This is a genomic window from Streptomyces sp. NBC_01304, assembly GCF_035975855.1.
GTDB lineage: Bacteria > Actinomycetota > Actinomycetes > Streptomycetales > Streptomycetaceae > Streptomyces.
The window spans coordinates 1,727,249-1,747,438 of sequence record NZ_CP109055.1 but is presented as its reverse complement, the minus strand read 5'-3'; the positions used below and the strand labels follow the sequence as shown (position 1 = coordinate 1,747,438).

General features: G+C 72.6%; 15 protein-coding genes. 12 read left to right on the top strand and 3 right to left on the bottom strand.

What is annotated here, in order from left to right; translation table 11 throughout:
- Positions 1-10 precede the first annotated feature (10 nt).
- On the bottom strand, positions 11-901 hold the full coding sequence (locus tag OG430_RS07690; protein ID WP_327351669.1) for an SDR family oxidoreductase: 891 nt from the start codon (positions 899-901) through the stop codon (positions 11-13).
- Between the two features lie 150 nt (positions 902-1,051).
- Between OG430_RS07690 and OG430_RS07685 the strand changes: the two genes are divergently transcribed.
- The gene (locus OG430_RS07685; protein ID WP_327351668.1) at positions 1,052-3,709 is read left to right on the top strand and encodes a beta-N-acetylglucosaminidase domain-containing protein; all 2,658 of its coding nucleotides are present in this window, start codon (positions 1,052-1,054) and stop codon (positions 3,707-3,709) included.
- 95 nt (positions 3,710-3,804) lie between these two features.
- On the opposite strand, the gene OG430_RS07680 is transcribed toward OG430_RS07685, so the two are convergent.
- Positions 3,805-4,710: a L,D-transpeptidase gene (locus tag OG430_RS07680; RefSeq protein WP_327351667.1), complete on the bottom strand. Its 906-nt coding sequence runs from the start codon at positions 4,708-4,710 to the stop codon at positions 3,805-3,807.
- Between the two features lie 240 nt (positions 4,711-4,950).
- Between OG430_RS07680 and OG430_RS07675 the strand changes: the two genes are divergently transcribed.
- From OG430_RS07675 to OG430_RS07625, 11 genes are all read left to right on the top strand, one after another.
- Positions 4,951-5,919, top strand: coding sequence for an NADPH:quinone oxidoreductase family protein (locus tag OG430_RS07675; RefSeq protein WP_327351666.1), 969 nt, complete (start codon positions 4,951-4,953; stop codon positions 5,917-5,919).
- Entirely contained in the window at positions 5,916-7,097 is a 1,182-nt protein-coding gene (locus OG430_RS07670; RefSeq protein WP_327351665.1) for an acyl-CoA dehydrogenase family protein, read from the top strand. Before OG430_RS07675 ends, OG430_RS07670 begins: the two co-directional genes overlap by 4 nt.
- A complete protein-coding gene (locus OG430_RS07665) occupies positions 7,094-8,200 on the top strand; it encodes an acyl-CoA dehydrogenase family protein (RefSeq protein ID WP_327351664.1) in 1,107 nt (368 codons plus the stop codon). The genes OG430_RS07670 and OG430_RS07665 overlap by 4 nt, the downstream gene beginning before the upstream one ends.
- Before the next feature lie 322 nt (positions 8,201-8,522).
- Positions 8,523-11,300, top strand: a complete 2,778-nt coding sequence (locus OG430_RS07660; RefSeq protein ID WP_327351663.1) for an AAA family ATPase — start codon at positions 8,523-8,525, stop codon at positions 11,298-11,300.
- A 105-nt stretch (positions 11,301-11,405) separates the two neighbouring features.
- Positions 11,406-12,266: an SDR family NAD(P)-dependent oxidoreductase gene (locus OG430_RS07655; RefSeq protein WP_327351662.1), complete on the top strand. Its 861-nt coding sequence runs from the start codon at positions 11,406-11,408 to the stop codon at positions 12,264-12,266.
- Positions 12,267-12,511: 245 nt separating this feature from the next.
- On the top strand, positions 12,512-14,245 hold the full coding sequence (locus OG430_RS07650) for a putative Ig domain-containing protein (RefSeq protein ID WP_327351661.1): 1,734 nt from the start codon (positions 12,512-12,514) through the stop codon (positions 14,243-14,245).
- A gap of 185 nt (positions 14,246-14,430) precedes the next feature.
- Complete coding sequence (locus OG430_RS07645; protein ID WP_327351660.1) at positions 14,431-16,026, top strand: ABC transporter substrate-binding protein; 1,596 nt, start codon at positions 14,431-14,433, stop codon at positions 16,024-16,026.
- Between the two features lie 56 nt (positions 16,027-16,082).
- Positions 16,083-17,048, top strand: a complete 966-nt coding sequence (locus tag OG430_RS07640; RefSeq protein ID WP_327351659.1) for an ABC transporter permease — start codon at positions 16,083-16,085, stop codon at positions 17,046-17,048.
- Positions 17,041-17,913, top strand: coding sequence for an ABC transporter permease (locus tag OG430_RS07635; protein WP_327351658.1), 873 nt, complete (start codon positions 17,041-17,043; stop codon positions 17,911-17,913). The genes OG430_RS07640 and OG430_RS07635 overlap by 8 nt, the downstream gene beginning before the upstream one ends.
- The gene (locus OG430_RS07630) at positions 17,910-18,854 is read left to right on the top strand and encodes an ABC transporter ATP-binding protein (protein WP_327351657.1); all 945 of its coding nucleotides are present in this window, start codon (positions 17,910-17,912) and stop codon (positions 18,852-18,854) included. The genes OG430_RS07635 and OG430_RS07630 overlap by 4 nt, the downstream gene beginning before the upstream one ends.
- Positions 18,847-19,506, top strand: coding sequence for an ABC transporter ATP-binding protein (locus tag OG430_RS07625; RefSeq protein ID WP_327351656.1), 660 nt, complete (start codon positions 18,847-18,849; stop codon positions 19,504-19,506). Before OG430_RS07630 ends, OG430_RS07625 begins: the two co-directional genes overlap by 8 nt.
- Positions 19,507-19,533: 27 nt before the next feature.
- On the opposite strand, the gene OG430_RS07620 is transcribed toward OG430_RS07625, so the two are convergent.
- Complete coding sequence (locus tag OG430_RS07620; RefSeq protein WP_327351655.1) at positions 19,534-20,109, bottom strand: hypothetical protein; 576 nt, start codon at positions 20,107-20,109, stop codon at positions 19,534-19,536.
- Positions 20,110-20,190 lie beyond the last annotated feature (81 nt).

The following is a 20,190-nucleotide window of genomic DNA, read 5'->3' as shown; positions in this document are numbered from 1 at the left end:
CGAACGGGAATCACCCTTCGAAGGGCCCTCGCCCCATCTGCTCCCGCACCGGCACCACCGGCGGACTCACCAGCCCGCGCCGCTGCCAGTTCGCCCCGTCCACGACCAGCGTGTGGCCGGTGATGAAGCGGGCGTAGGGGGAGGCCAGGAAGGTGGCGGCCCAGCCCAGTTCGCGGGGCGCCCCGACGCGCAGGGCGGGCTGCCGGTCGTCCTTGTCGTGGCGCGCCTGCTCCAGGTTCGCGCGGATGTCGGCCGTCATGTCCTCGTGCGGCATCAGACCGGGCACGAGCCCGTTGACCTGGATGCCGTACGGGCCCCACTCGACGGCAAGTGTCTCGACGAGGTTCTTCACGCCCGCCTTGGCCGCCGCGCTGTGTGCGAAGCCGGGGCCGCCCGTCCAGGCGTACGAGGCGCCGACGTCGACGATCGAGGCCGGCGTGCCGGCGGCGAGGTGGCGGCGCCCGAACTCGCGCGTCATGAAGAACGTGCCGGTCAGCGTGATGTCGACGACGGAGCGCCAGGCGTTCGGCGAGATGTCCTCGGCGGGGACGGGGAAGTTCGCGGCCGCGTTGTTGATGAGCACGCCGGGCAGTCCCAGCTCGGCCTCGGCCGCGTCGAAGACCTCGGCGATGCGCTCCGGGTCGCGGATGTCGCACGCGACGGTCAGCACCCGCCCGCCCAACGCGGAGAGTTCGTCGTGGGCGGCCTTCAGATGCTCGGGCTTCCGGCTGGCGATCACCAGATCCGCGCCGAGCCGCGCGAACTCGGCAGCGATCGCCTTCCCGAGCCCCGTGCCACCGCCGGTGACCAGGACCACCGCGTCGTCGAAGGTGCCGGGCGGCAGCGCGCTCGCGCCGGGCGGGGGAGGGGCGGGCAGTCCGGGCAGACGCGTCTCAGTCATGGCGCATCGATAGCGCGTACGCGCACAAAGATCCATGCCCATGCCCGGAACGTTCATTGACACACCCTCAAGACCCGTGTGAATCCTGGGAGTCGAGTGGACCCGAGTGCACCTGTGTCGAGCCGTGTCGCGCGAACACCTGGAGGACCTGTGTCGTTCCGCCCGCCCCGCGCCGCCCTCGTCGGCGCGATAGCCGCCGTCCTCGCCCTGGGCCTGAGCGTCCCCGGCCAGGCGTCCGGGGCCCCGCCGGGCGAGGACCCGCCGGTCCCGCGGATCACGCCGACGCCCCAGTCCGTCAAGGAGCGCACGGACCGGGTCACGGTCACCGGCACCGTCACCCTGGTGACCGGCGAGCAGACCGACCCCGCCGCTCTCGACGTCACCCGAGGCGCCCTGCGCACCGCAGGCGCACGCAAGGTCGTACGCAGCCACAGCGCCGCAGCCGACGGCCTGAACGTCTACGTCGGCGGCCCATCCGAGAACCCGTCCTCCGCCGACGCCCTCAAGGCCCTCGGCCTGCAGGGTCCGGCAGGCCTGCCGTCCGGCGGCCATGTCCTCGGCATCGGCAAGAACCGCATCGTCCTGGCCGGCGCCGACGCGACGGGCACCTACTACGCGGCCCAGTCCCTGCGCCAACTCCTCCCGCACCGTGACCGGCCAGGCACCCAGGTGCGCGGCATCGCCGTCCGCGACTGGCCCGCCACCGCGCTGCGCGGCGTCATCGAGGGCTTCTACGGCACCCCCTGGTCGCACGAGGCACGCCTGGACCAGCTCGACTTCTACGGCGCGCACAAGATGAACATCTACGTCTACTCGCCCAAGGATGACCCCTACCTCCGGGAGAAGTGGCGCGAGCCCTACCCCGCCGAACAGCTCGCCAAAATAAAGGAGTTGGTGGACCGGGCCCGCGAGCGGCACGTCGAGTTCACCTACGCCCTCTCGCCGGGCCTGTCCGTCTGCTACAGCTCGGACGCCGAGGTCAAGGCCCTCGCCGACAAGTTCCAGACCATCTGGGACATCGGCGTACGCACCTTCGCCGTGCCGCTTGACGACATCAGCTACACCGACTGGAACTGCCCCGCCGACGAGGCCAAATGGGGCACGGGCGGAGGCGCGGCGGGCGCCGCGCAGGCGCATCTGCTCAACCGGGTCAACCGCGAGTTCATGGCCAAGAACCCCGGCGCCCAGCCCCTGCAGATGGTGCCCACCGAGTACTACGACGTCACCCCGTCCCCGTACAAGAAGGCCCTCGCCGAGCAGCTCGACAAGGACGTCCTCGTTGAGTGGACCGGCATCGGGGTGATCGCCCCCACGATGACGGTCGCCGAGGCGAAGAAGGCCCGTGAGGTGTTCGGGCACCCCATCCTCACCTGGGACAACTACCCGGTGAACGACTACGTGCCGAACCGCCTGCTGCTCGGCCCGTTCAACGGCCGTGAGAAGGGCCTCGCCGAGGAGTTGGCCGGCATCACGGCGAACCCGATGATCCAGCCGTACGCCTCGAAGATCGCGCTCTTCACGGTCGCCGACTACACCTGGAACGACCAGGACTACGACCCGCGTACGTCATGGAGCGCGGCCCTCAAGGAGATGGCGGGCGGCGACGCACGGGCCGAGCGGGCGCTTCGGGTGTTCTCCGACGCGAGCTACGGCTCGCTCCTCAACGAGCAGCAGGCGCCCGAACTGGCCGCCGCCTTCAAGGAGTTCTGGGACAAGGGCGACGAGGCGCGCCTCGCGCGGGTGCTCCAGGAGTTCGGCGCCGCACCCGGCGTGCTGCGCTCGCGCCTGCCCGAGCCCGGCTTCCTGGCCGACGCGGCCCCCTGGCTGGACTCCGCCGAGGCCTGGGGCAAGGCCGCGTCCACCGCGCTGCGGATGGTCGGCGCCAGCCGGGAGGGGGACGGCGCGACGGCCTGGAAGCTGCGGCAGGAACTGCCCGAACTGGTCAAGAAGGCCAGGTCGTTCACGACCACCAAACCCGGCGGCGGGACCGTCCCGGTCCTCCTCGGTGACGGCGTCCTCGACGCGTTCGTCGACGACGCGATCGCCGAGCACGACCGGCTGCTCGGCGTCGCGGGCCGCCCCAAGGCGACGAGCACGCTCGGCACCTACCAGGACAACCCGCCCGCGCGGATGTCGGACGGCGACGACGCGACGTACTACTGGAGCAACGGCGCCCCGAAGGCGGGCACTTCGATCGGCCTCGATCTGCGCCGGTCCCGTGAACTCGGCGCGGTGCGGCTCGCCATGGGCAAGGCGGGGAGCACCAACGACTATCTGCACGAGGGCGTCCTCGAGTATTCCGCGGACGGAAAGGAGTGGAAGGCGCTGACCACCTTCTCCGGGAAGGCGGAGGTCACCTTCACCCCGCCGGCCGGGACCGAGGCCCGTTACGTGCGGGCCCGAGCGACTGCCGGGCAGGACTACTGGCTGGTGGTACGGGAGTTCGGCGTGGCCGGGGCCGGCGTCGAGGTGAGCGGCGGCCCGCCCGCCGAGCCGGGCAGCACCCTGTCCGCCGCCGCGGACGGCGACCCCGCGACGGTGTACCGGGCAGCGAGGGCCCCGCAGGCCGGCGAGAGCCTGGTGGTGGAGCTGGGCCCGGCGAAGGCGTTGCACGCGGTGACCGTGCTGCAGACCGGAGATCCGGTCCGGGCCCGGGTGCAGGTGCGCAGTAGCGGCGAGTGGAAGGCCGTGGGCGAACTGACGGGCGCGTACGCCAAGTTGCCCACGACTCTGACCGGGGACGCGGTGCGCCTGGAGTGGAGCGAGGGCAGTGCCGCGCCACGGATCGCCGAGATCATCGCGGACTGAGCCACCCTGCGCCGCAGCACTGAACCACCCTGCGCCACAGCGAGGCCCCGCCCGGAATCGGGCGGGGCCTCGCTGCTTGCTCGCTCCGGCCGTCGTCAGGAGCCCGGCCGATGCCCCCACGCGTAGATGCGATCGCCCCGGCGCAGCACCTTCCACAGCCGCTCGGCGTCCACGTACCGAAGGTTGACGCAGCCGTGCGAGCCCGGCGGCCTGAAGATGTTCCCGTACGTGCCGTGCAGGGCCTGCCCGCCGCTGAAGTACTGGCTGAACGGCATGGGCGAGTTGTACAGCCTGGACCACTCGTTCTTGACGCGGTAGCCCACCTTGAACCATCCCGTGCGCGTCGGCAGGCCCGCCCGGCCGCTGCGGATGAGCACCGGCCGGAACAGCATCGTGTCGTCCTGGCGCACCCACAGCAGCTGCCGGCTCAGATCCACACAGACGACCCGGCCGCGCCGCTGGGGGCATCCCTTCAGCCGGTCGGTGTGCGTCCTGGCCCAGCGCAGGGCGAGCAGCTGATGGGTGACGGGTCCGGCGAAGCCGTTCGAAGGGCGGACCCCGACCGAGAGCTGGAAGTTCCGGACCGCCCGGCAGTCGGCGGCCGACTGCCGGCCGTCGACCTTCAGCCCGAGGTACGACTCGACCTGCCGCTGCCGGGGACCGGTGCTCGTGGAGCAGTACGGGCGCTGCCGGGCGCCGGGCATCTGCTGCTCCGCGGGCGGGACGTACTCGATGGGCGTGCTCGGGGCGGCGTACTCCGCACCCGGATTCGGGTCCGTGGGCCGCGAGCCGTCCTGCCGGGGGAGCGTGGTGCCCTGGTCGGGCGTGTCCTGCTGATAGGGAGCTTCCGGGGTGAGCGGGATGCCGGGCACCAGCAGGTGCTCGGGGACGGGGCGCGGGTCGGCGTCCGCCGCGGCCTTGCCGACCGTGAGTGATGCCGCGAGGAGAACGGTCAGCGCCGCCGCGCACAGGCGGTGGGGGGACTGCGATCTGTTACGCATGGAGAACACTTTCTCTTCCCCGCCCCGCCCCTTCCCGTAAGGCTGCGCCGCGTTCCGCCCTTCGGGCGGTGTCCTCAATCGCCGGACGGGCTGATTTATGCCGGCGGCAGCCTTACGGGAAGGGGCGGGGTGGGGAATCAAAACGCGTGATTGACGGCGCCCACCCGTTCCCACAGGAGCAAGCGACCGCTTAGTATGCAGCAGCAACCCCGGTCCACGGTTACCCCCCTGGGAGGCCCAATGCAGGTGTGGCGAGTGCATGAGAACGGCGAGCCGGGCGAGGTGATGCGCCTCGAAGAGGCCGACACGCCGACCCCCGGCGAGGGCCAGCTCCTGCTGAAGGTCCGGGCGGCGAACATCAACTTCCCCGACGCGCTGCTCTGCCGCGGCCAGTACCAGATCCGCCCCCCGCTGCCCTTCACCCCGGGCGTGGAGATCTGCGGCGAGACCGAGGACGGCCGACGCGTCATCGCCAACCCCGCGCTGCCGCACGGCGGATTCGCCGAGTACGCGCTCGCCGACGAGGCCGCCCTGCTGCCCGCGCCCGACGCACTCGACGACGCGGAGGCCGCCGCCCTGCACATCGGCTACCAGACCGGCTGGTTCGGCCTGCACCGCCGCGCGCACCTCCAGGCGGGCGAGACCCTGCTGGTGCACGCGGCCGCGGGCGGCGTCGGCAGTGCCGCCGTGCAGCTGGGCAAGGCCGCCGGGGCCAGGGTCATCGGCGTGGTCGGCGGCGCCGACAAGGTACGGGTCGCCGACGAGCTGGGCTGCGACGTCGTCATCGACCGCCGCACCGACGACGTGATCGCCGCCGTGAAGGACGCCACCGGCGGCCGCGGCGCCGACGTGATCTACGACCCGGTGGGTGGGGACGCCTACAAGCAGTCCACGAAGGTCGTGGCCTTCGAGGGCCGCATCCTGGTCGTCGGTTTCGCCAGCGGCGCCATCCCCGCGCCCGCGCTCAACCACGCCCTGGTGAAGAACTACGCGATCGTCGGGCTCCACTGGGGTCTGTACAACACCAAGGACCCGGCCTCGATCCGAGCCTGCCACGACGAGCTGACCCGGCTCGCCGCCGAGGGCGTCGTCAAGCCGCTGATCTCCGAGCGGGTGCCGCTCAAGGACGCCGCGGCCGCCGTCCAGCGCGTCGCGGACGGCGTCACCACCGGTCGTCTGGCCGTCATCCCCGAAGGAGCCCGAGCATGACGGACGCCGCCGAACTCAGCCTGCGTACCAGGGAATTGCTCGCCGCACACCCACCGGAGAGCACCGACCGCCTCGACTTCCTCAAGGCCCGCTTCGACGCCGGACTCGCCTGGGTGCATTTCCCCGAGGGCCTGGGCGGACTCGGTGCGCCGCGCTCCTTGCAGGCCGTCGTCGACGCCGAGCTGGAGGCCGCGGGCGCGCCCGACAACGACCCGCGCCGCATCGGCATCGGCCTCGGCATGGCCGCGCCGACGATCCTCGCGTACGGCACCGACGAGCAGAAGCGGCGCCTGCTGCGCCCGCTGTGGGTCGGCGAGGAGGTGTGGTGCCAGCTCTTCAGCGAGCCCGGCGCGGGCTCCGACCTCGCGGCGCTCGGCACCCGTGCGGTCCGTGACGGTGACGCGTGGGTGGTCAACGGCCAGAAGGTCTGGACGTCCAACGCCCACAACGCCCGCTGGGCCATCCTCATCGCCCGCACCGACCCCGACCTGCCCAAGCACCGGGGCATCACGTACTTCGTGTGCGACATGACCGACCCGGGCGTCGAAGTGCGGCCGCTGCGGCAGATCACCGGCGAGGCCGAGTTCAACGAGGTCTTCCTCTCGGACGTACGCATCCCCGACGCCATGCGCCTCGGCGAGATCGGCGACGGCTGGAAGGTCGCCCAGACGACCCTCATGAACGAGCGCGTCGCCATCGGCGGCATGCGCCTGCCCCGCGAGGGCGGCATGATCGCCCCGGTCGCCAAGGCCTGGCGCGAACGCCCCGAGCTGCGCACCCACGACCTCCACCAGCGCCTGCTCCAGCTCTGGGTCGAGACCGAGGTCGCCCGCCTCACCGGCGAACGCCTGCGCCAGCAGCTCGTCGCCGGGCACCCCGGGCCCGAGGGCTCTGGCATGAAGCTGGGCTTCGCCCGCCTCAACCAGAAGGTCAGCGGCCTGGAGGTCGAACTCCTCGGCGAGGAGGGCCTGTTGTACGACGACTGGACGATGCGCCGCCCCGAGATCGTCGACTTCGTGGGCCGCGAGGCCGGCTACCGCTACCTCCGCTCCAAGGGCAACAGCATCGAGGGCGGCACCAGCGAGGTGCTGCTCAACATCGTCGCCGAACGCGTCCTCGGACTGCCCTCCGAACCGCGTACCGACAAGGACGTCGCATGGAAGGACCTGGCGCGATGAGCGACCTCTTGTACTCCGAGACGGAGGACGAACTCCGTTCTGCCGTACGCTCCCTCCTCGCCGACCGCTGCGACGCCGCGGCCGTCATCGCGCGCACGGAATCGGGCGAGCCGCACGACAGCGAGCTGTGGAAGGCGCTCGGCACCGACATGGGCCTCGCGGGCCTGCTGGTGCCGGAGGCGCTCGGCGGGCAGGGCGCCACGCACCGCGAAGCGGCGGTGGTCCTGGAGGAGTTGGGGCGCGCGGTCGCCCCGGTGCCCTACCTGACCAGCGCGGTGATCGCCACCGAGGTGCTGCTCGGCTGTGACTCCGCGCGTCCCGAAGTCGCCGAACTGCTCTCGGTGTTGGCGTCCGGCCGGTCGGTCGGGGCGCTCGCGCTGCCGCTGTCGACGGCGCCGGACGCCGCCTACGACGTCGTACGTTCCGAGGGTGAGCGCCTGCACGGGCGCATCACCGGAGTCGCGGACGCGGCGGCCGCCGATGTGCTGCTCGTCGTCGCCGACGGCGGTCTGTACGCCGTCGACACCGCCCAGTCCACCGAGAACGCAGTCGTCGTCGAGCCGCAGACGGCCTTCGACCTGACCCGCCCGCTCGCCGCGGTCACCCTGACCGGCGCCCGTGCGCGCGCCCTGCACACGGATGCCGCTCCGGCCGTACGCAGGGGCCTGCTGTCCGGCGCCGGACTGCTCGCCTCCGAGCAACTCGGCCTCGCCGACTGGTGCTTGACCGAGACGGTCCGCTATACCCGCGAGCGCAACCAGTTCAACCGCCCCGTCGGCTCCTTCCAGGCCCTCAAGCACCGCCTGGCCGAGCTGTGGCTGGAGACCGTGAACGCCCGCGCCGCGGCCCGCAACGCGGCCGACGCACTGGCGGTCGACTCGGCGGAGGCCCCCCTGGCCGTCGCCCTGGCCCAGGCGTACTGCGCCCCCATGGCGGTGCACGCGGCGGAGGAAGCCCTTCAGCTGCACGGCGGCATCGGCATGACCTGGGAACACCCCGTCCACCTCTACCTGAAGCGCGCCAAGTCCGACTCGATCGCGCTGGGCACGGCGGGCCGCCACCGCGAGGCCCTGGCGGAACTGGTGGATCTCCGCGCACCGTAGCGAAGTTGGCCGTACCCTCCCCGTACGTCTGGGTGGGGAGGGTACGGATGGCACGTCTGCTTGGCTGCGGGGTCGGGCTGATCCAACGGCCTGTCCGGCGATGTCTGCATGTGCGGCTCCGTGCGGCCGTGGGGCGATGTCTGCGCGTCCCGCTCTCCCAGCCCGTCCGGCCCCATCCGCACGCCGCGCTCTCCCAGCCCGTCCGGCGTTTGAGGACACCGCCCGCGGGGCGGAAGGCTTCGCAGAATTACGGGAAGGGGCGGGGTGGGGAAAATCTCTTCTGGCGGCCGGCCCGGACCCATTGCCCTGAACGGGAGCGAGGGTGAGGACCGAGACCGTGGTCCGCGCCGAGCAGGACCTGCGGCGTGAGCGGCGATTGCTGGTGAGCGGCCCGCCGGGCATCGGCAAGACCGCACTTCTCGACGCGCTCGCCGAACGCGCGGCCGCACGCGGCGAACGCGTGCTCTACCTGTGCCCCCAACCCCCGGACCACGCCGTCCCGTTCGCCACGGTCGCCGACCTCCTGCTCGCCCTGCCCGACCGCCGCGTCGACCTGCTCCCCCTGCCACAGCGCCAAGCCGCCACCGCAGTCCTGCGCCACGACACGCCGCCACCCGGCGGTGAACCGGACCCCCTGGCGGTACGCCTCGCCCTGACCGCGGTGCTGCACGAAGCCGGGCCCTGTCTGATCGTCGTGGACAACGCGCACTGCACCGACCCCGCCAGCGAAGCCGCCCTGACCTGCCTGGCCGGACTCCCCGTCGACGTGATCGGCGCGGCCGACACCGCGCCCCAATTCCTCGACGGAGCACCGACGTTCACCGTCGAACCGCTCGCCGCCGACGAAGTCGCCGCCCTGCTCGCCGGGCAACACCTCACGGCCCGCCTCTCCGGCCGCATCCACCGGGCCAGCGGCGGCAACCCCCGCATCGCCCTGGAACTCGGCCGCGCGGTCGCCGCGCTGCGCAGCCCGCCGCACCCGCTGGACGCGCTGCCCGTGCCCGAGCGGGTCCGCGCGATGGTCCGCCGCAGGCTCGACGCGCTCCCGGCCGCCGTGCGCCGCACGCTGCTGACCGCGGCCCTCGCCGACCGGCCCACCCCCGCGCTGCTGCGGCGCGCGGCGAGCCGCGACGTCGAGGAGGACCTGCGGCTCGCCGCCCGGGACGGGCTGGCCGTCTTCGGCGCCGACGAACTCGGCTTCACCGCTGAGGTGTTGGCCCTCGTCCTGGTCGAGAGCAGCAGCTGGGCGGACCGCTCGGCCGCCCACCGCGCCCTCACCCACGCGGTCACCGACCCGGTGGAGGCCGCCCGCCACCGGGCGCTGGCCACCGACGACATCGACGCGGGCCTCGCCGCGGAACTGGAGGCCGCGGCGGACACGGCCCGTGCCCGCGGCGACCGGGGCAAGGCGGCCGAACTGGGCCTGCTCGCGGCCCGCCGGACGCCGCTGGGGGAGGGGAGCGGGGCGCGACCCGGAGCGCGTACGCCAGAAGGGAACCAGCCCAAAGTACGTACGCCACAAGGAACGAGCACCGCCCACGCCGACGCCGTCCGCCGCTTCGTCGCCGCCGCCGACGATGCCGGGTGCGCCGGACGGGCCGACCTCGCACGCCGGGCCGCGGCCGAGGTCCTTGAGCACTCCGCGCGGCCCGGTGAACGCGTCGGCGCCCTGCTCGCCGTGATCGACGCGGCCGGGCAGGCCCTCGACGACGTGGACGAGGAATTCGCCCGGGCCGGCGCCGAGGCCGCCGGCGACCCGGGACTCCTGGCGGCCGTGCAGCTGCGCCTCGCCTGGAAGGCCAACCTGTACGGCGACCCGGTCAAGGCCCGCGGCGCCGCGGCCCGTGCCGCCGCGCTCGCCGAGCGGGCCCGGCAGCCGGGCGTCGCCGTCATGGCGCTGACCATGCGGGCCCGCCTGGAACGCGTGCTCGGCGAGGCGGACGCCGAGGCCACCCTGGAGCGGGCGCTCGCCGCCGCGGTGCCGGGCGAGCCCGTCCACGTACGCAATCAGCCGCGTTTTCTGCGGGTGCGGCACGATCTGTTCGACGACCGCCTGGACCGGGCCCGGGCCGGGCTGCTCGACCTGCTGCCGGTCGCCGAACGCTCCGGCGACGCCGAGGACTTGGTCGAGGTGTTGCGGGGCCTCGCCGAGACCGAGGCCCGCGCCGGGCGCTGCGCCGCGGCCCTGCGGCACGCCGAGCGCGCCGTACGGGTCACCGCCGAGGCGGGCGGGTCACCGGGGCCCTGCTGGTATACCGCCGCCGTCGCCGAGGCCGCCGGCGGCAGCTTCGAGCGGGCCCGGGCCTTCGCGCTGCGCGGGGTGCGGGCCTCTCAGGACGAGCACGACCGGGTCTTCCTCTCCCGCAACCGGCACGTCCTCGGCATGGTCCATCTCGTCACCGGCAGCGCGGCCGACGCCGTCGAGCAGCTGTCGCTGGTACGGGAGGGGGAGCGGGCCCAACAGGTCGGCGATCCCTCGCTGTTGCGCTGGCACGCCGACCTCGCGGAGGCGTTCGCGCTGGCCGGAAGAAACGACGAGGCAAGTAGCGTGATCGAGCAATACGCCGGTACAGCGCGCGAGTTGGGGCGTACCAGCACCCTGGCCGCTCTCGACCGGGCGGGCGCGGTGAACCTCACGGCGCTGGGCGAGGCGGCCCGGGCCGCGGCCCTCCTGGAGTCGGCCGCAGAACGCTTTGAAGCGCTCGGGCTGCCTCTCGAACGCGGGCGTTGCCTCTGGCTGTTGTCCCGTACGCGCCTGCGTCAGCGTCGCCGGGCGGGTGCGCGGCAGGCGCTCGTAGACGCCCTGGACCTCTTCGCCGCGGCCGACGCGCACGCCTGGCAGGCCCTGGTCGGGGAGGCGCTGGCCCGGCTCGACGCGGGCGGTGGTGCCCGCGGGGCGGGTGAGGGACTCACCACGGCGGAGGAGCAGTTGGCGTCGCTGGTCGCGGCGGGTGCGAGCAATCGTGAGGCGGCGTCCCGGCTCCATCTCAGCGTCAAGACCGTGGAGACGATGCTGACGCGCATCTACCGGAAGCTGGGTGTCCAGTCGCGGGCCCAACTGGCCGCGGCCCGCGCCGTCCCGCACGACGGCCGGCCCTGACCTGCCGCTGCCCGGACGGTGCCGCGCCCGCAGAGCCTGGTGGCGCGAACACCAGGCTCAACACACTCTCACCTGGGCCCGCACCGCCCTGTCAGGGTCGCGGTCATGACCCCACGCACCGTTCTGATCACCGGCGCGACCCAGGGCCTGGGCCGCGGCATCGCACTCGACCTCGCGGCCCGGGGCGACACCGTGCTGCTCCACGGCCGTGACCGCACGCGCCTCGAAGCCGTCGCCGCCGAGGTGCGGGCCGCCGCGCCGGACGCCGCTGTACGTACCTATCTCGCGGACCTGGGCGACCTCGACCAGGTGCACGCCATGGCCGAGCGGATCCGCGAGGCCGAGCCGCGGCTCGACGCGCTGGTCAACAACGCCGTTGCGGGTGGTGGCGCCGAGCCGTTGCGCCGCGAGCTGAGCCGACAGGGGCATGAACTCCGGTTCGCGGTCAACCACTTGGCGCCTTACGCCCTCACCCGGCACTTGCTGCCGTTGCTCACCGCGTCGGCGCCGGCCCGGGTGGTCAACGTCGCCTCGATCGGGCAGGAGGCCGTCGACTTCGACGACGTCATGCTGGAGCGGGGGTACGAGGGGCTGCGTGCCTACTGCCGCAGCAAACTCGCCCTGATCATGGCGACGTTCGAGCTCGCCGCCGAACTGGACGGCACCGGCGTCACCGTGAACACGCTCCACCCGGCGCATCTGATGGACACCGACGGAGTACGCGCGTACGGCCTGACCCCGGTCGTCGGCATCGAGGAGGGCGTACGCCCGACCGTACGTCTCGTCACCGACCCGGACCTCGGCTCCACCACCGGCCGCTACTTCGACCGCTTCACCCACACCCGGGCCCACGAGCAGGCCTACGACGTGACGGCCCGGGCCCGTCTGATGAAGCTGACCCATGAGCTGATCGGCGCCGGAGTGAGTCGTGTGGTTCCGGGCGGTGAGGGGGTGGTGCCCCGCTGACCGCAGGCGCGGATCGCCCCGCTGACCGCAGTCTCCGATCGCCCCCGCTGACCGCAGGCGTCGATCCGGGATCGGGCGCCGCCCGGGATGTCGCCGCCCCGCGCCTCTCGTCCCCAACCCCCCCGTCACCGCAAGGGATTCCCCTCATGCTCCGCGCCGAAGCGGAGCGCACGCTGCACAGGTGCGTCTGACGTGGCCCCGTCATTGCCGCGTCGACCGTCGCCCTGTCACGAGAGGAATCCCCCGTGAACCACCGACGACACCACCGTCCCCGCAGAGCCGTCGCCTGGGGCGCCGCCGCGAGCGCGGTGCTGCTCACGCTCGGCGCCCTGCAGCAGTCCGCGCAGGCGGAGCCGCCACCACCGAGCCCCGACGCCGCCCTGGTCGAGGCAGTCCAGCGCGACCTGGGTCTGACCGAGCAGCAGGCGCGGGCCCGGCTCGCCGACGAGGCGGCGGCCGCGCGCAGCGCGACCACGCTGCGCGGTGAGCTGGGCGACCGCCTCGCCGGTGTCTGGTTCGACGCGGACAGCGGCAGGCTCGCCGCCGCCGTCACCGGCAAGAAGGACGCCGAGCGGGTGCGGGCGGCAGGCGCCGAGCCGCATCTCGTCGACCGCGGTGCGGCCGAACTGGACGCCACCGCCCGGGCCGTGACCCGCCTGGTCGGCAACGGGCAGAAGGGTGTGCGCAGTTGGGGTGTCGACGTACGCGCCAACCGTGTAGAGGTCACCGCCGGGCGTACGGCGGACGCCGCGTTCCTGAAGCGGCTCGCGGTCTTCGGCGACCGCGTCCACGTCACCCGTACCGCCGATGCCCCCACGCAACAGCAGGGCGAGGTCGCCGGTGGTGAGAAGTGGGTGCCGGGCAGTGAGAGCCCCTGTTCCATAGGGTTCGCCGTCAACCGCAGCGGCGGCGGCAAGGCCTTCGTGACCGCCGGACACTGTACGAACGACGCCAACCAGGCCGCGTACGGCAAGGACGGCACCCGGGTCGGCACCTCCAACAAGGGCGGCACCGGCAGTTACAACAACCGTGAGGGCGACTTCGGCATCGTCGAGGTCGACCAGGCGGGCTGGGAGTTGAGCAGCCGGGTCGAGGGCTACGACAAGCCCGACGTGACCGTGACCGGGTCGGCCGATGCCGCGCTCGGCACGCTGGTGTGCCGCTCGGGCCAGACCAGCAAGTACCAGTGCGGCGAGGTCACGAAGGTCAACGAGACCGTCGACTACGGCAACGTGATCATCGAGGGGCTTTCCTACACGGATGCCTGCTCGGCGGGCGGCGACTCGGGCGGCTCGTACGTGACCGCTTCCGGTGGCAAGGCGGTCGGCATCCACTCCGGCGGCGGCGAGAACATCTGCGGCAGCTCCGGTGAGACCTTCACCATCTTCCAGCCGGTCAACGAGGCGCTCGCCAAGTTCCAGTCGAGCGTCGTGACCGGGGCCCCGCAGCCCGGCGCCGTGACCGTCGCGGCGGTCTCGAACCAGCACACCGCGGTGGGCCAGAAGGCCGAGGTCAAGAACAGCGCGGAGGGCGGCACCGCGCCCTACGCGTGGAGTGCGAGCGGACTGCCCGCTGGCCTGACCATCGACAAGTCGACCGGCACCGTCTCGGGCGCCGCCACGGCGGCGGGCACCTCGAACGTGACCGTCACCGCCACGGACAGCGCCGGCAAGTCCGGCTCGACCTCCTTCACCTGGACCGTCGGCGACACGGGCGGTGGTGACCTGTCGATCCAGAACCCGGGCAGCCAGACGGTGTACATCGGCAAGCCCGTCTCGGTCTCGGTCGTCGCCTCCGGCGGCAGTGGGGCCCGCACCTTCTCGGCGACCGGCCTCCCGGCCGGGCTGTCCATCGACAAGGCCACCGGGAAGATCAGCGGCAGCCCGACCGCCTGGGGTTCCACCACCAGCCGGATCACCGTCACGGACGGAGCGGGCAAGACCGCCTCGACCGGCGTGACCTGGTTCGTCTTCAACTGACCCGTTGATTCGCCCTTGATCCGCCCCTGATCCGGGCTCGACCCGGCTCCCCTTGATCCGCCCCCCGATCCGCCTCCCCGCGGACCGCGCCCGCCGTACGGACCACCTGCCACCCCCACCTCTTACATGCGGCATACTTGCGAACTGTTCGCAATAACTGTCGATCTTGAATAGGGGTGTGGGGCATGGCGGCCCGAGCGATACGGGGAGCGGGCGCACTGGCGGCGGCCGCCGCACTGGCGGTCGCCGCCTCGGCGTGTTCGGCGCCGGGCGGCAGCTCGGGGACCAAGGGCGCGAAGGATTCCGCGGTCGTCGGCATCGCCTACGAGCCGGACAGCCTGAGCCCGCTGCTCGGCTACGGCAAGGACGGCAACTCCAAGATCTTCGACGGTCTGCTCACGCATGACGCCGACATGAAGCTGCAGCCCGCGCTCGCCGCCGCCCTGCCCAAGGTGAGCGCCGACGGACTCACGTATACGTACGAACTCCGGGACGGCGTGAAGTTCAGCGACGGGAAGCCCTTCACGGCGAAGGACGTCGTCTTCACCTACGAGACCATCCTCGACAAGAAGACGAACAACGCCTCCAAGACCGAACTCGACGCCCTCAAGAGTGTGGAGGCCAAGGGCGACGGCGAGGTCGTCTTCCACCTGAAGTACCCCTACGCGCCCTTCGCCGAGCGCACCGTGCTGCCCATCGCGCCCGAGCACGTCGCGGGCAAGCAGGACGTCAACACCGGCGAGTTCACCACCAAGCCGATCGGCACCGGACCGTACAAGCTCGTCGGCTGGTCCAAGGGCGAGAAGCTCACCTTCACCGCGAACCCCGACTACTGGGGCGGCGCGCCGAAGGTGAAGGACTTCACCATGGCGATCATCAAGGACGACGACATCCGCGCAACCCGGCTGCGCTCCGGCGACCTGGACGGCGCGATCCTGCCGCCGAACCTCGCCAAGACCTTCGCGGGCGACAAGGCGAAGAAGACGTACGAGGCGAAGAGCTTCGACTACCGCGTGGTGACCCTGCCCACCGGCAACGACGTCACCGGTGACACCGCGATCCGCCGCGCCCTGGACGTCGCCGTCGACCGCAAGGCGATGGTCGACTCCATCCTGGACGGCGCAGGCAAGGCGGCGTACGGCCCGGTCCCCACCGACAGCGAGTGGTTCACCAAGGGCACCGAGCGCACCCACGACCTGAAGAAGGCCGAGCAGATCCTCGACGACGCCGGCTGGAAGAAGGGCGACGACGGCATCCGTACGAAGGACGGCGTCCGCGCCTCCTTCCCGCTCTGGTACCTCTCCGGCGACAAGCTCCGCCAGGACCACGCCCTCGCCTACGCCTCCGACGCCAAGAAGGCCGGCATCGAGGTCAAGGTGCAGGCCGGCACCTGGGAGGTCATCGAGCCGCGGATGCCCAAGGACGCGGTCCTCGCGGGCGGCGGCGCCCCGGCCGACCCCGACTTCGACCAGTTCACGATGCTCAACTCCAAGCTCGCGGGCGACGGCTTCAACAACATGGGCCACTACGACAACCCGGCCGTCGACAAGGCCCTCGACGAGGGCCGCAAGACCGACGACAAGGCGAAGCGGAAGGCCGCGTACGACACCGTCCAGCGCGAGCTCGTGAAGAACCCCGGCTACACCTTCCTCACCCACATCGACCACCTGTATGTCGTCAATGACGACTACCCGGACCTCACCACCCAGGTCGAGCCGCACGACCACGGCCTGGCGTCGGGCCCCTGGTGGAACGTCGAGGACTGGCAGCCCAAGAAGTGACACCCGGCACCGAATCCCGCACCAAAGGCTCCACCCGGAGGCTCCCCTGGGGGCCGATGGCACGCATGACGGGACGGCGGGCCCTGTTCGCCGTCCCCGTCCTGCTGGCCGTGACCTTCGGGGTGTTCGCGGTCGCCGCCGCCTCCCCGTTCGACCCGGTGAAGGCGTACGCGGGCACGGCAGGGCTGACCGCCTCCCAGGAGAACCTCGACCAGCTGCGCGCCAACCTCGGCGTCGACCAGCCGCTCGCCACCCGCTGGTGGCAGTGGCTCACCCACGCCCTGAGCGGCGACCTCGGCGACTCCAGCGTCCTGCGCCAGCCGGTTTCCGAGGTGATCGGGGAGCGGCTCGGCTGGTCCGTGCTGCTCGCTGCCGTCGCGTTCACCGTGGCGATCCTGCTCGGCACGGCGCTCGGCGTGCTGGCCGCACGCCGGCAGGGCGGCTGGCTGGACCGGGGCATCACCTCGCTCGCGTACACCCTGGAGGCCGCACCGCCGTTCTGGCTCGGGCTGCTCGCCGTGTGGTTCTTCGCCCTGAAGCTGGGTGCGCTGCCCGCGGGCGGGCTCACCGACACCGGCACGACGGTCGTCAGCGCCTCGCAGGTGCTCAGCCATCTGGCGCTGCCCGCCGGGGTGTTGGCGATCTCGCAGCTGCCGTGGTTCGTGCTGTACGTGCGCCAGGGCGTCGGCGACGCGTTGGCGGAGGACCCGGTGCGCGGGGCACGCGCGCGTGGCCTGCGTTCCCGGACCGTGCTGCTCTCGCACGCCCTGCGCTCCGGGATGCTGCCGGTGCTGACGCTCATCGGCTCCCGCGTCCCCGAACTGATCACCGGGGCGCTCCTCGTGGAGACCGTGTTCAGCTGGCCCGGCATCGCGGCGGCCACCGTCGAGGCCGCGACGTCCGTGGACTTCCCGCTGCTCGCCGCGCTCACCGTGCTCGCCACGGTCGCGGTGCTGCTCGGCAATCTCCTGGCGGACCTGTTGTACGGGCTCGCGGATCCGAGGGTGGGCTTCGATGGCTGAGCAAGTGATGCCGTGGCGCAGGGCAGGGGCACAAAAGCGCTCCACGCGCGCGTGGCGCGTACGCGTCTGTGCCGTGCTCGTCGCCGCGGTGGTCCTCGCGGTCCTCGTCGTACCGCCGCTCGTGCAGCTCGACGAGCAGGCCGTGAACCTGGCCGCCAAGCTTCAACCGCCTTCCTGGCGACACCCCTTCGGCACCGACGACGTGGGGCGCGATCTGCTGCTGCGCTGCGTGTACGGGCTCAGGGTGTCGCTGCTCGTCGGCGTGGTCGCGGCGGTCGTGGCCACCGTGATCGGCACAGCGGTGGGCGCGGCGGCCGGGGCGTTCGGCGGCTGGGCGGACCGCCTCGTCATGCGCCTGGTCGACCTGTTCTCGTCCGTGCCGCACCTGCTGCTCGGCATCTTCATCGTGGCGATGTTCCGGCCCGGCATCTGGCCGGTCGTCGTCTCGGTGGCCCTCACCCACTGGCTGTCGACGGCGCGCATCGTGCGCGCCGAAGTCCTCTCGCTGCGTTCGCGGCCCTACGTCGACGCGGCGATATCCGGCGGCGCCTCACGCCGGAGGGTCGCCGTGCGGCACCTGCTGCCCGGCGTGCTCCCGCAAGCCGGCCTCGCCGCGGCCTTGATGGTGCCGCACGCGATCTGGCACGAGTCGGCGCTGTCCTTCCTCGGCCTCGGCCTGCCCACCCACGAGGCGAGCCTCGGCACGCTCGTGCAGGGCGCGCGCGGGTCGCTGCTGGCCGGGGACTGGTGGCCGACGCTGTTCCCCGGCCTGTTCATCATCGTGCCGACGCTGGCGATCGCGGGGCTCGCGGGGGCGTGGCGGGAGCGGCTCAATCCGCGGCGGCGATCGGAGCTCATGCTGTGAACGTGCTCTCTGTGGAGGGTCTTTCGGTACGTTTCCGGATGCGCGGCGGCGCGTACGTCCGGGCCGTCAGCGACGCCCACTTCGACCTCAAGGCGGGGGAGTGCCTGGCGCTCGTCGGCGAGAGCGGGTGCGGCAAGTCCGTGCTCGCCTCCGCGCTGCTCGGGCTGCTGCCCGGCAACGCCGAGACCGCCGGGTCCGCGTTCATCGGCGGCGGCCTCGATCTGCTGGCCGCCGACGAGCGGACCCTGGCCCGGCAGGTACGCGGGCGCCGCGTCGGCCTCGTACCGCAGAGCCCGGCCGCGCACCTGACGCCGGTGCGTACCGTACGGTCCCAACTGGAGGAGACCGTCCGCGAGTTGACCGGCACCCGCAGGGCCGGACTGCGGGCGGCGGCCGTCGCCGCGGCCGAGCGGGCCGCGTTCCCCGCCGACCACCTCGACCGCTATCCGCACGAGCTGTCCGGTGGCCTCGCCCAGCGCGCGGCCACCGCGCTCGCCCTGATCGGCGACGCCCCGCTGCTGCTCGCCGACGAGCCGACGACCGGGCTCGACCGGGACCTGGTGGACCGCACGGTCGACGAGCTCAAGCGGCACACGGGGGAGACCCGGGCGCTGCTGATGATCACGCATGATCTGGCGGCGGCCGAGCGGATCGCCGACCGGATCGCGGTCATGTACGCGGGGCGGATCGTCGAACTCGCGGACGCCGGGGACTTCTTCGGCACGCCAGGCCCCCGCCACCCCTATGCCCGGGGCCTGTTGAACGCCCTGCCCGAGCGGGACTTCACGCCGATCCCCGGGATGCCGCCCGAGCTGGGCGCGCTGCCCGCAGGCTGCGCCTTCGCGGCGCGCTGCGCGAGGGCGAGCGCGGCCTGCGAGACGCTGCCCGCACTGCGTGCCGGGGTCGCCTGCCATCACGCCCTGGAGGTCGAGCGTGCTTGAACTCGATGCCATCACCGCCGGATACGACCGCCGGGCCCCCGTCGTCCGCGACGCGGGCCTGACGATCGCGCCCGGCGAGGCGGTGGGTCTGCTCGGGCCCAGCGGCTGCGGCAAGTCGACCCTGGCGCGGGTCGCGGCGCTTCTGCACCGGCCGGACGCGGGCCGGGTCGTCGTCGACGGCGAGGTCGTGGCCGGGTGGCGGCACGGCGCGCCGCGGGCGCTGCGGACGGCCTTCGGCGTGGTCTTCCAGCAGCCCCGGCTGTCCGCCGACCCGCGGCTGAAGCTGGCCGACCTGATCGGCGAGCCGCTGCGGGCGGTCGGGCGGGGCGCGGAAGTCGCGATACGCGTACGGGAGTTGGCCCGCACGGTGGGTCTGACCGAGGAGCTGCTTGGGCGCCGCCCGCACGAGGTCAGCGACGGTCAGCTGCAGCGGGCCTGCCTGGCCCGGGCCCTGGTGCTGCGGCCGCGCTGGCTGGTGTGCGACGAGATGACGGCCATGCTCGATGCCTCGACGACGGCGGCGCTGGTCCAGGTGGTCGAGGACTATCGCGGCGAGAGCGGGGCCGGACTGCTCGCGGTCGGGCACGACCGGGTGCTCCTTGAACGGTGGTGCGACCGGACCGTGCGGTGGGCGGAGTTGGCAGGCCGCTGACTGCCCGACGGTCTTTGGCCGGTCGCGTCAGGGCGCGGCCGCCAGGAGGAGGGGATCGAGCGGCGGTGCCGGCAGCCCGAAGCGGTCGGCGATCACCCGCACCAGGCGACGGTGGTCGTCGTAGTGGTGGTCGAAGCAGTCGTGGCCGTCGTCCTGTGCCTGAGCGCAGGCCGAGTCTGGGCCGATCAGGTTCGCGGCCAGGAGCTCCGGCGACAGGTGGTCCGGATTGTCGCCCGGCCGTTGCTGCAGGTTCCCGAAGCTGAAGCCGACGATCGCGCGGCCGTCGCGGTAGTACGTGAAGCCCGGCGGGTGGCCCCTGGAGCTGCACGGCTCGGTCACGAACACCACGACCTCCGCGTCCCCGGGGCAGAGGAGGCCGTAGTCGACCTCGTAGAACTCCTCCTCGTCGAACTCCTCGTAGTCCTCGTCCAGCCAGTTCAGCATCTCGTGCACCGCCCACACCCAGCCGTTCCCCTCCCCGTGCGCGAGCGGTTCACGCTGCTGGTCGCGCAGGCCCCGGGTGAGCGCGTCCACGGGTATGCCCCGGGCGAAGACGACATTCCTCTCGTGGCCGGGCAAGGAGTCCTGGATCCAGTCGGTCATGCGATCACCCTAGGTACGGGCACTGACAATCGGCCCCGGTGTGGGGTTCTCCCCACCACGACATGGTGGACTGCCGGATGT

Excerpts from the sequence above, each read along its gene's own strand:
- OG430_RS07690 (WP_327351669.1), bottom strand. The coding sequence starts at position 901 with ATGACTGAGACGCGTCTGCCCGGACTGCCCGCCCCTCCCCCGCCCGGC.
- OG430_RS07680 (WP_327351667.1), bottom strand. The coding sequence starts at position 4,710 with ATGCGTAACAGATCGCAGTCCCCCCACCGCCTGTGCGCGGCGGCGCTG.
- OG430_RS07675 (WP_327351666.1), top strand. The coding sequence starts at position 4,951 with ATGCAGGTGTGGCGAGTGCATGAGAACGGCGAGCCGGGCGAGGTGATG.
- OG430_RS07670 (WP_327351665.1), top strand. The coding sequence starts at position 5,916 with ATGACGGACGCCGCCGAACTCAGCCTGCGTACCAGGGAATTGCTCGCC.
- OG430_RS07665 (WP_327351664.1), top strand. The coding sequence starts at position 7,094 with ATGAGCGACCTCTTGTACTCCGAGACGGAGGACGAACTCCGTTCTGCC.
- OG430_RS07655 (WP_327351662.1), top strand. The coding sequence starts at position 11,406 with ATGACCCCACGCACCGTTCTGATCACCGGCGCGACCCAGGGCCTGGGC.
- OG430_RS07645 (WP_327351660.1), top strand. The coding sequence starts at position 14,431 with ATGGCGGCCCGAGCGATACGGGGAGCGGGCGCACTGGCGGCGGCCGCC.
- OG430_RS07640 (WP_327351659.1), top strand. The coding sequence starts at position 16,083 with ATGGCACGCATGACGGGACGGCGGGCCCTGTTCGCCGTCCCCGTCCTG.
- OG430_RS07635 (WP_327351658.1), top strand. The coding sequence starts at position 17,041 with ATGGCTGAGCAAGTGATGCCGTGGCGCAGGGCAGGGGCACAAAAGCGC.
- OG430_RS07620 (WP_327351655.1), bottom strand. The coding sequence starts at position 20,109 with ATGACCGACTGGATCCAGGACTCCTTGCCCGGCCACGAGAGGAATGTC.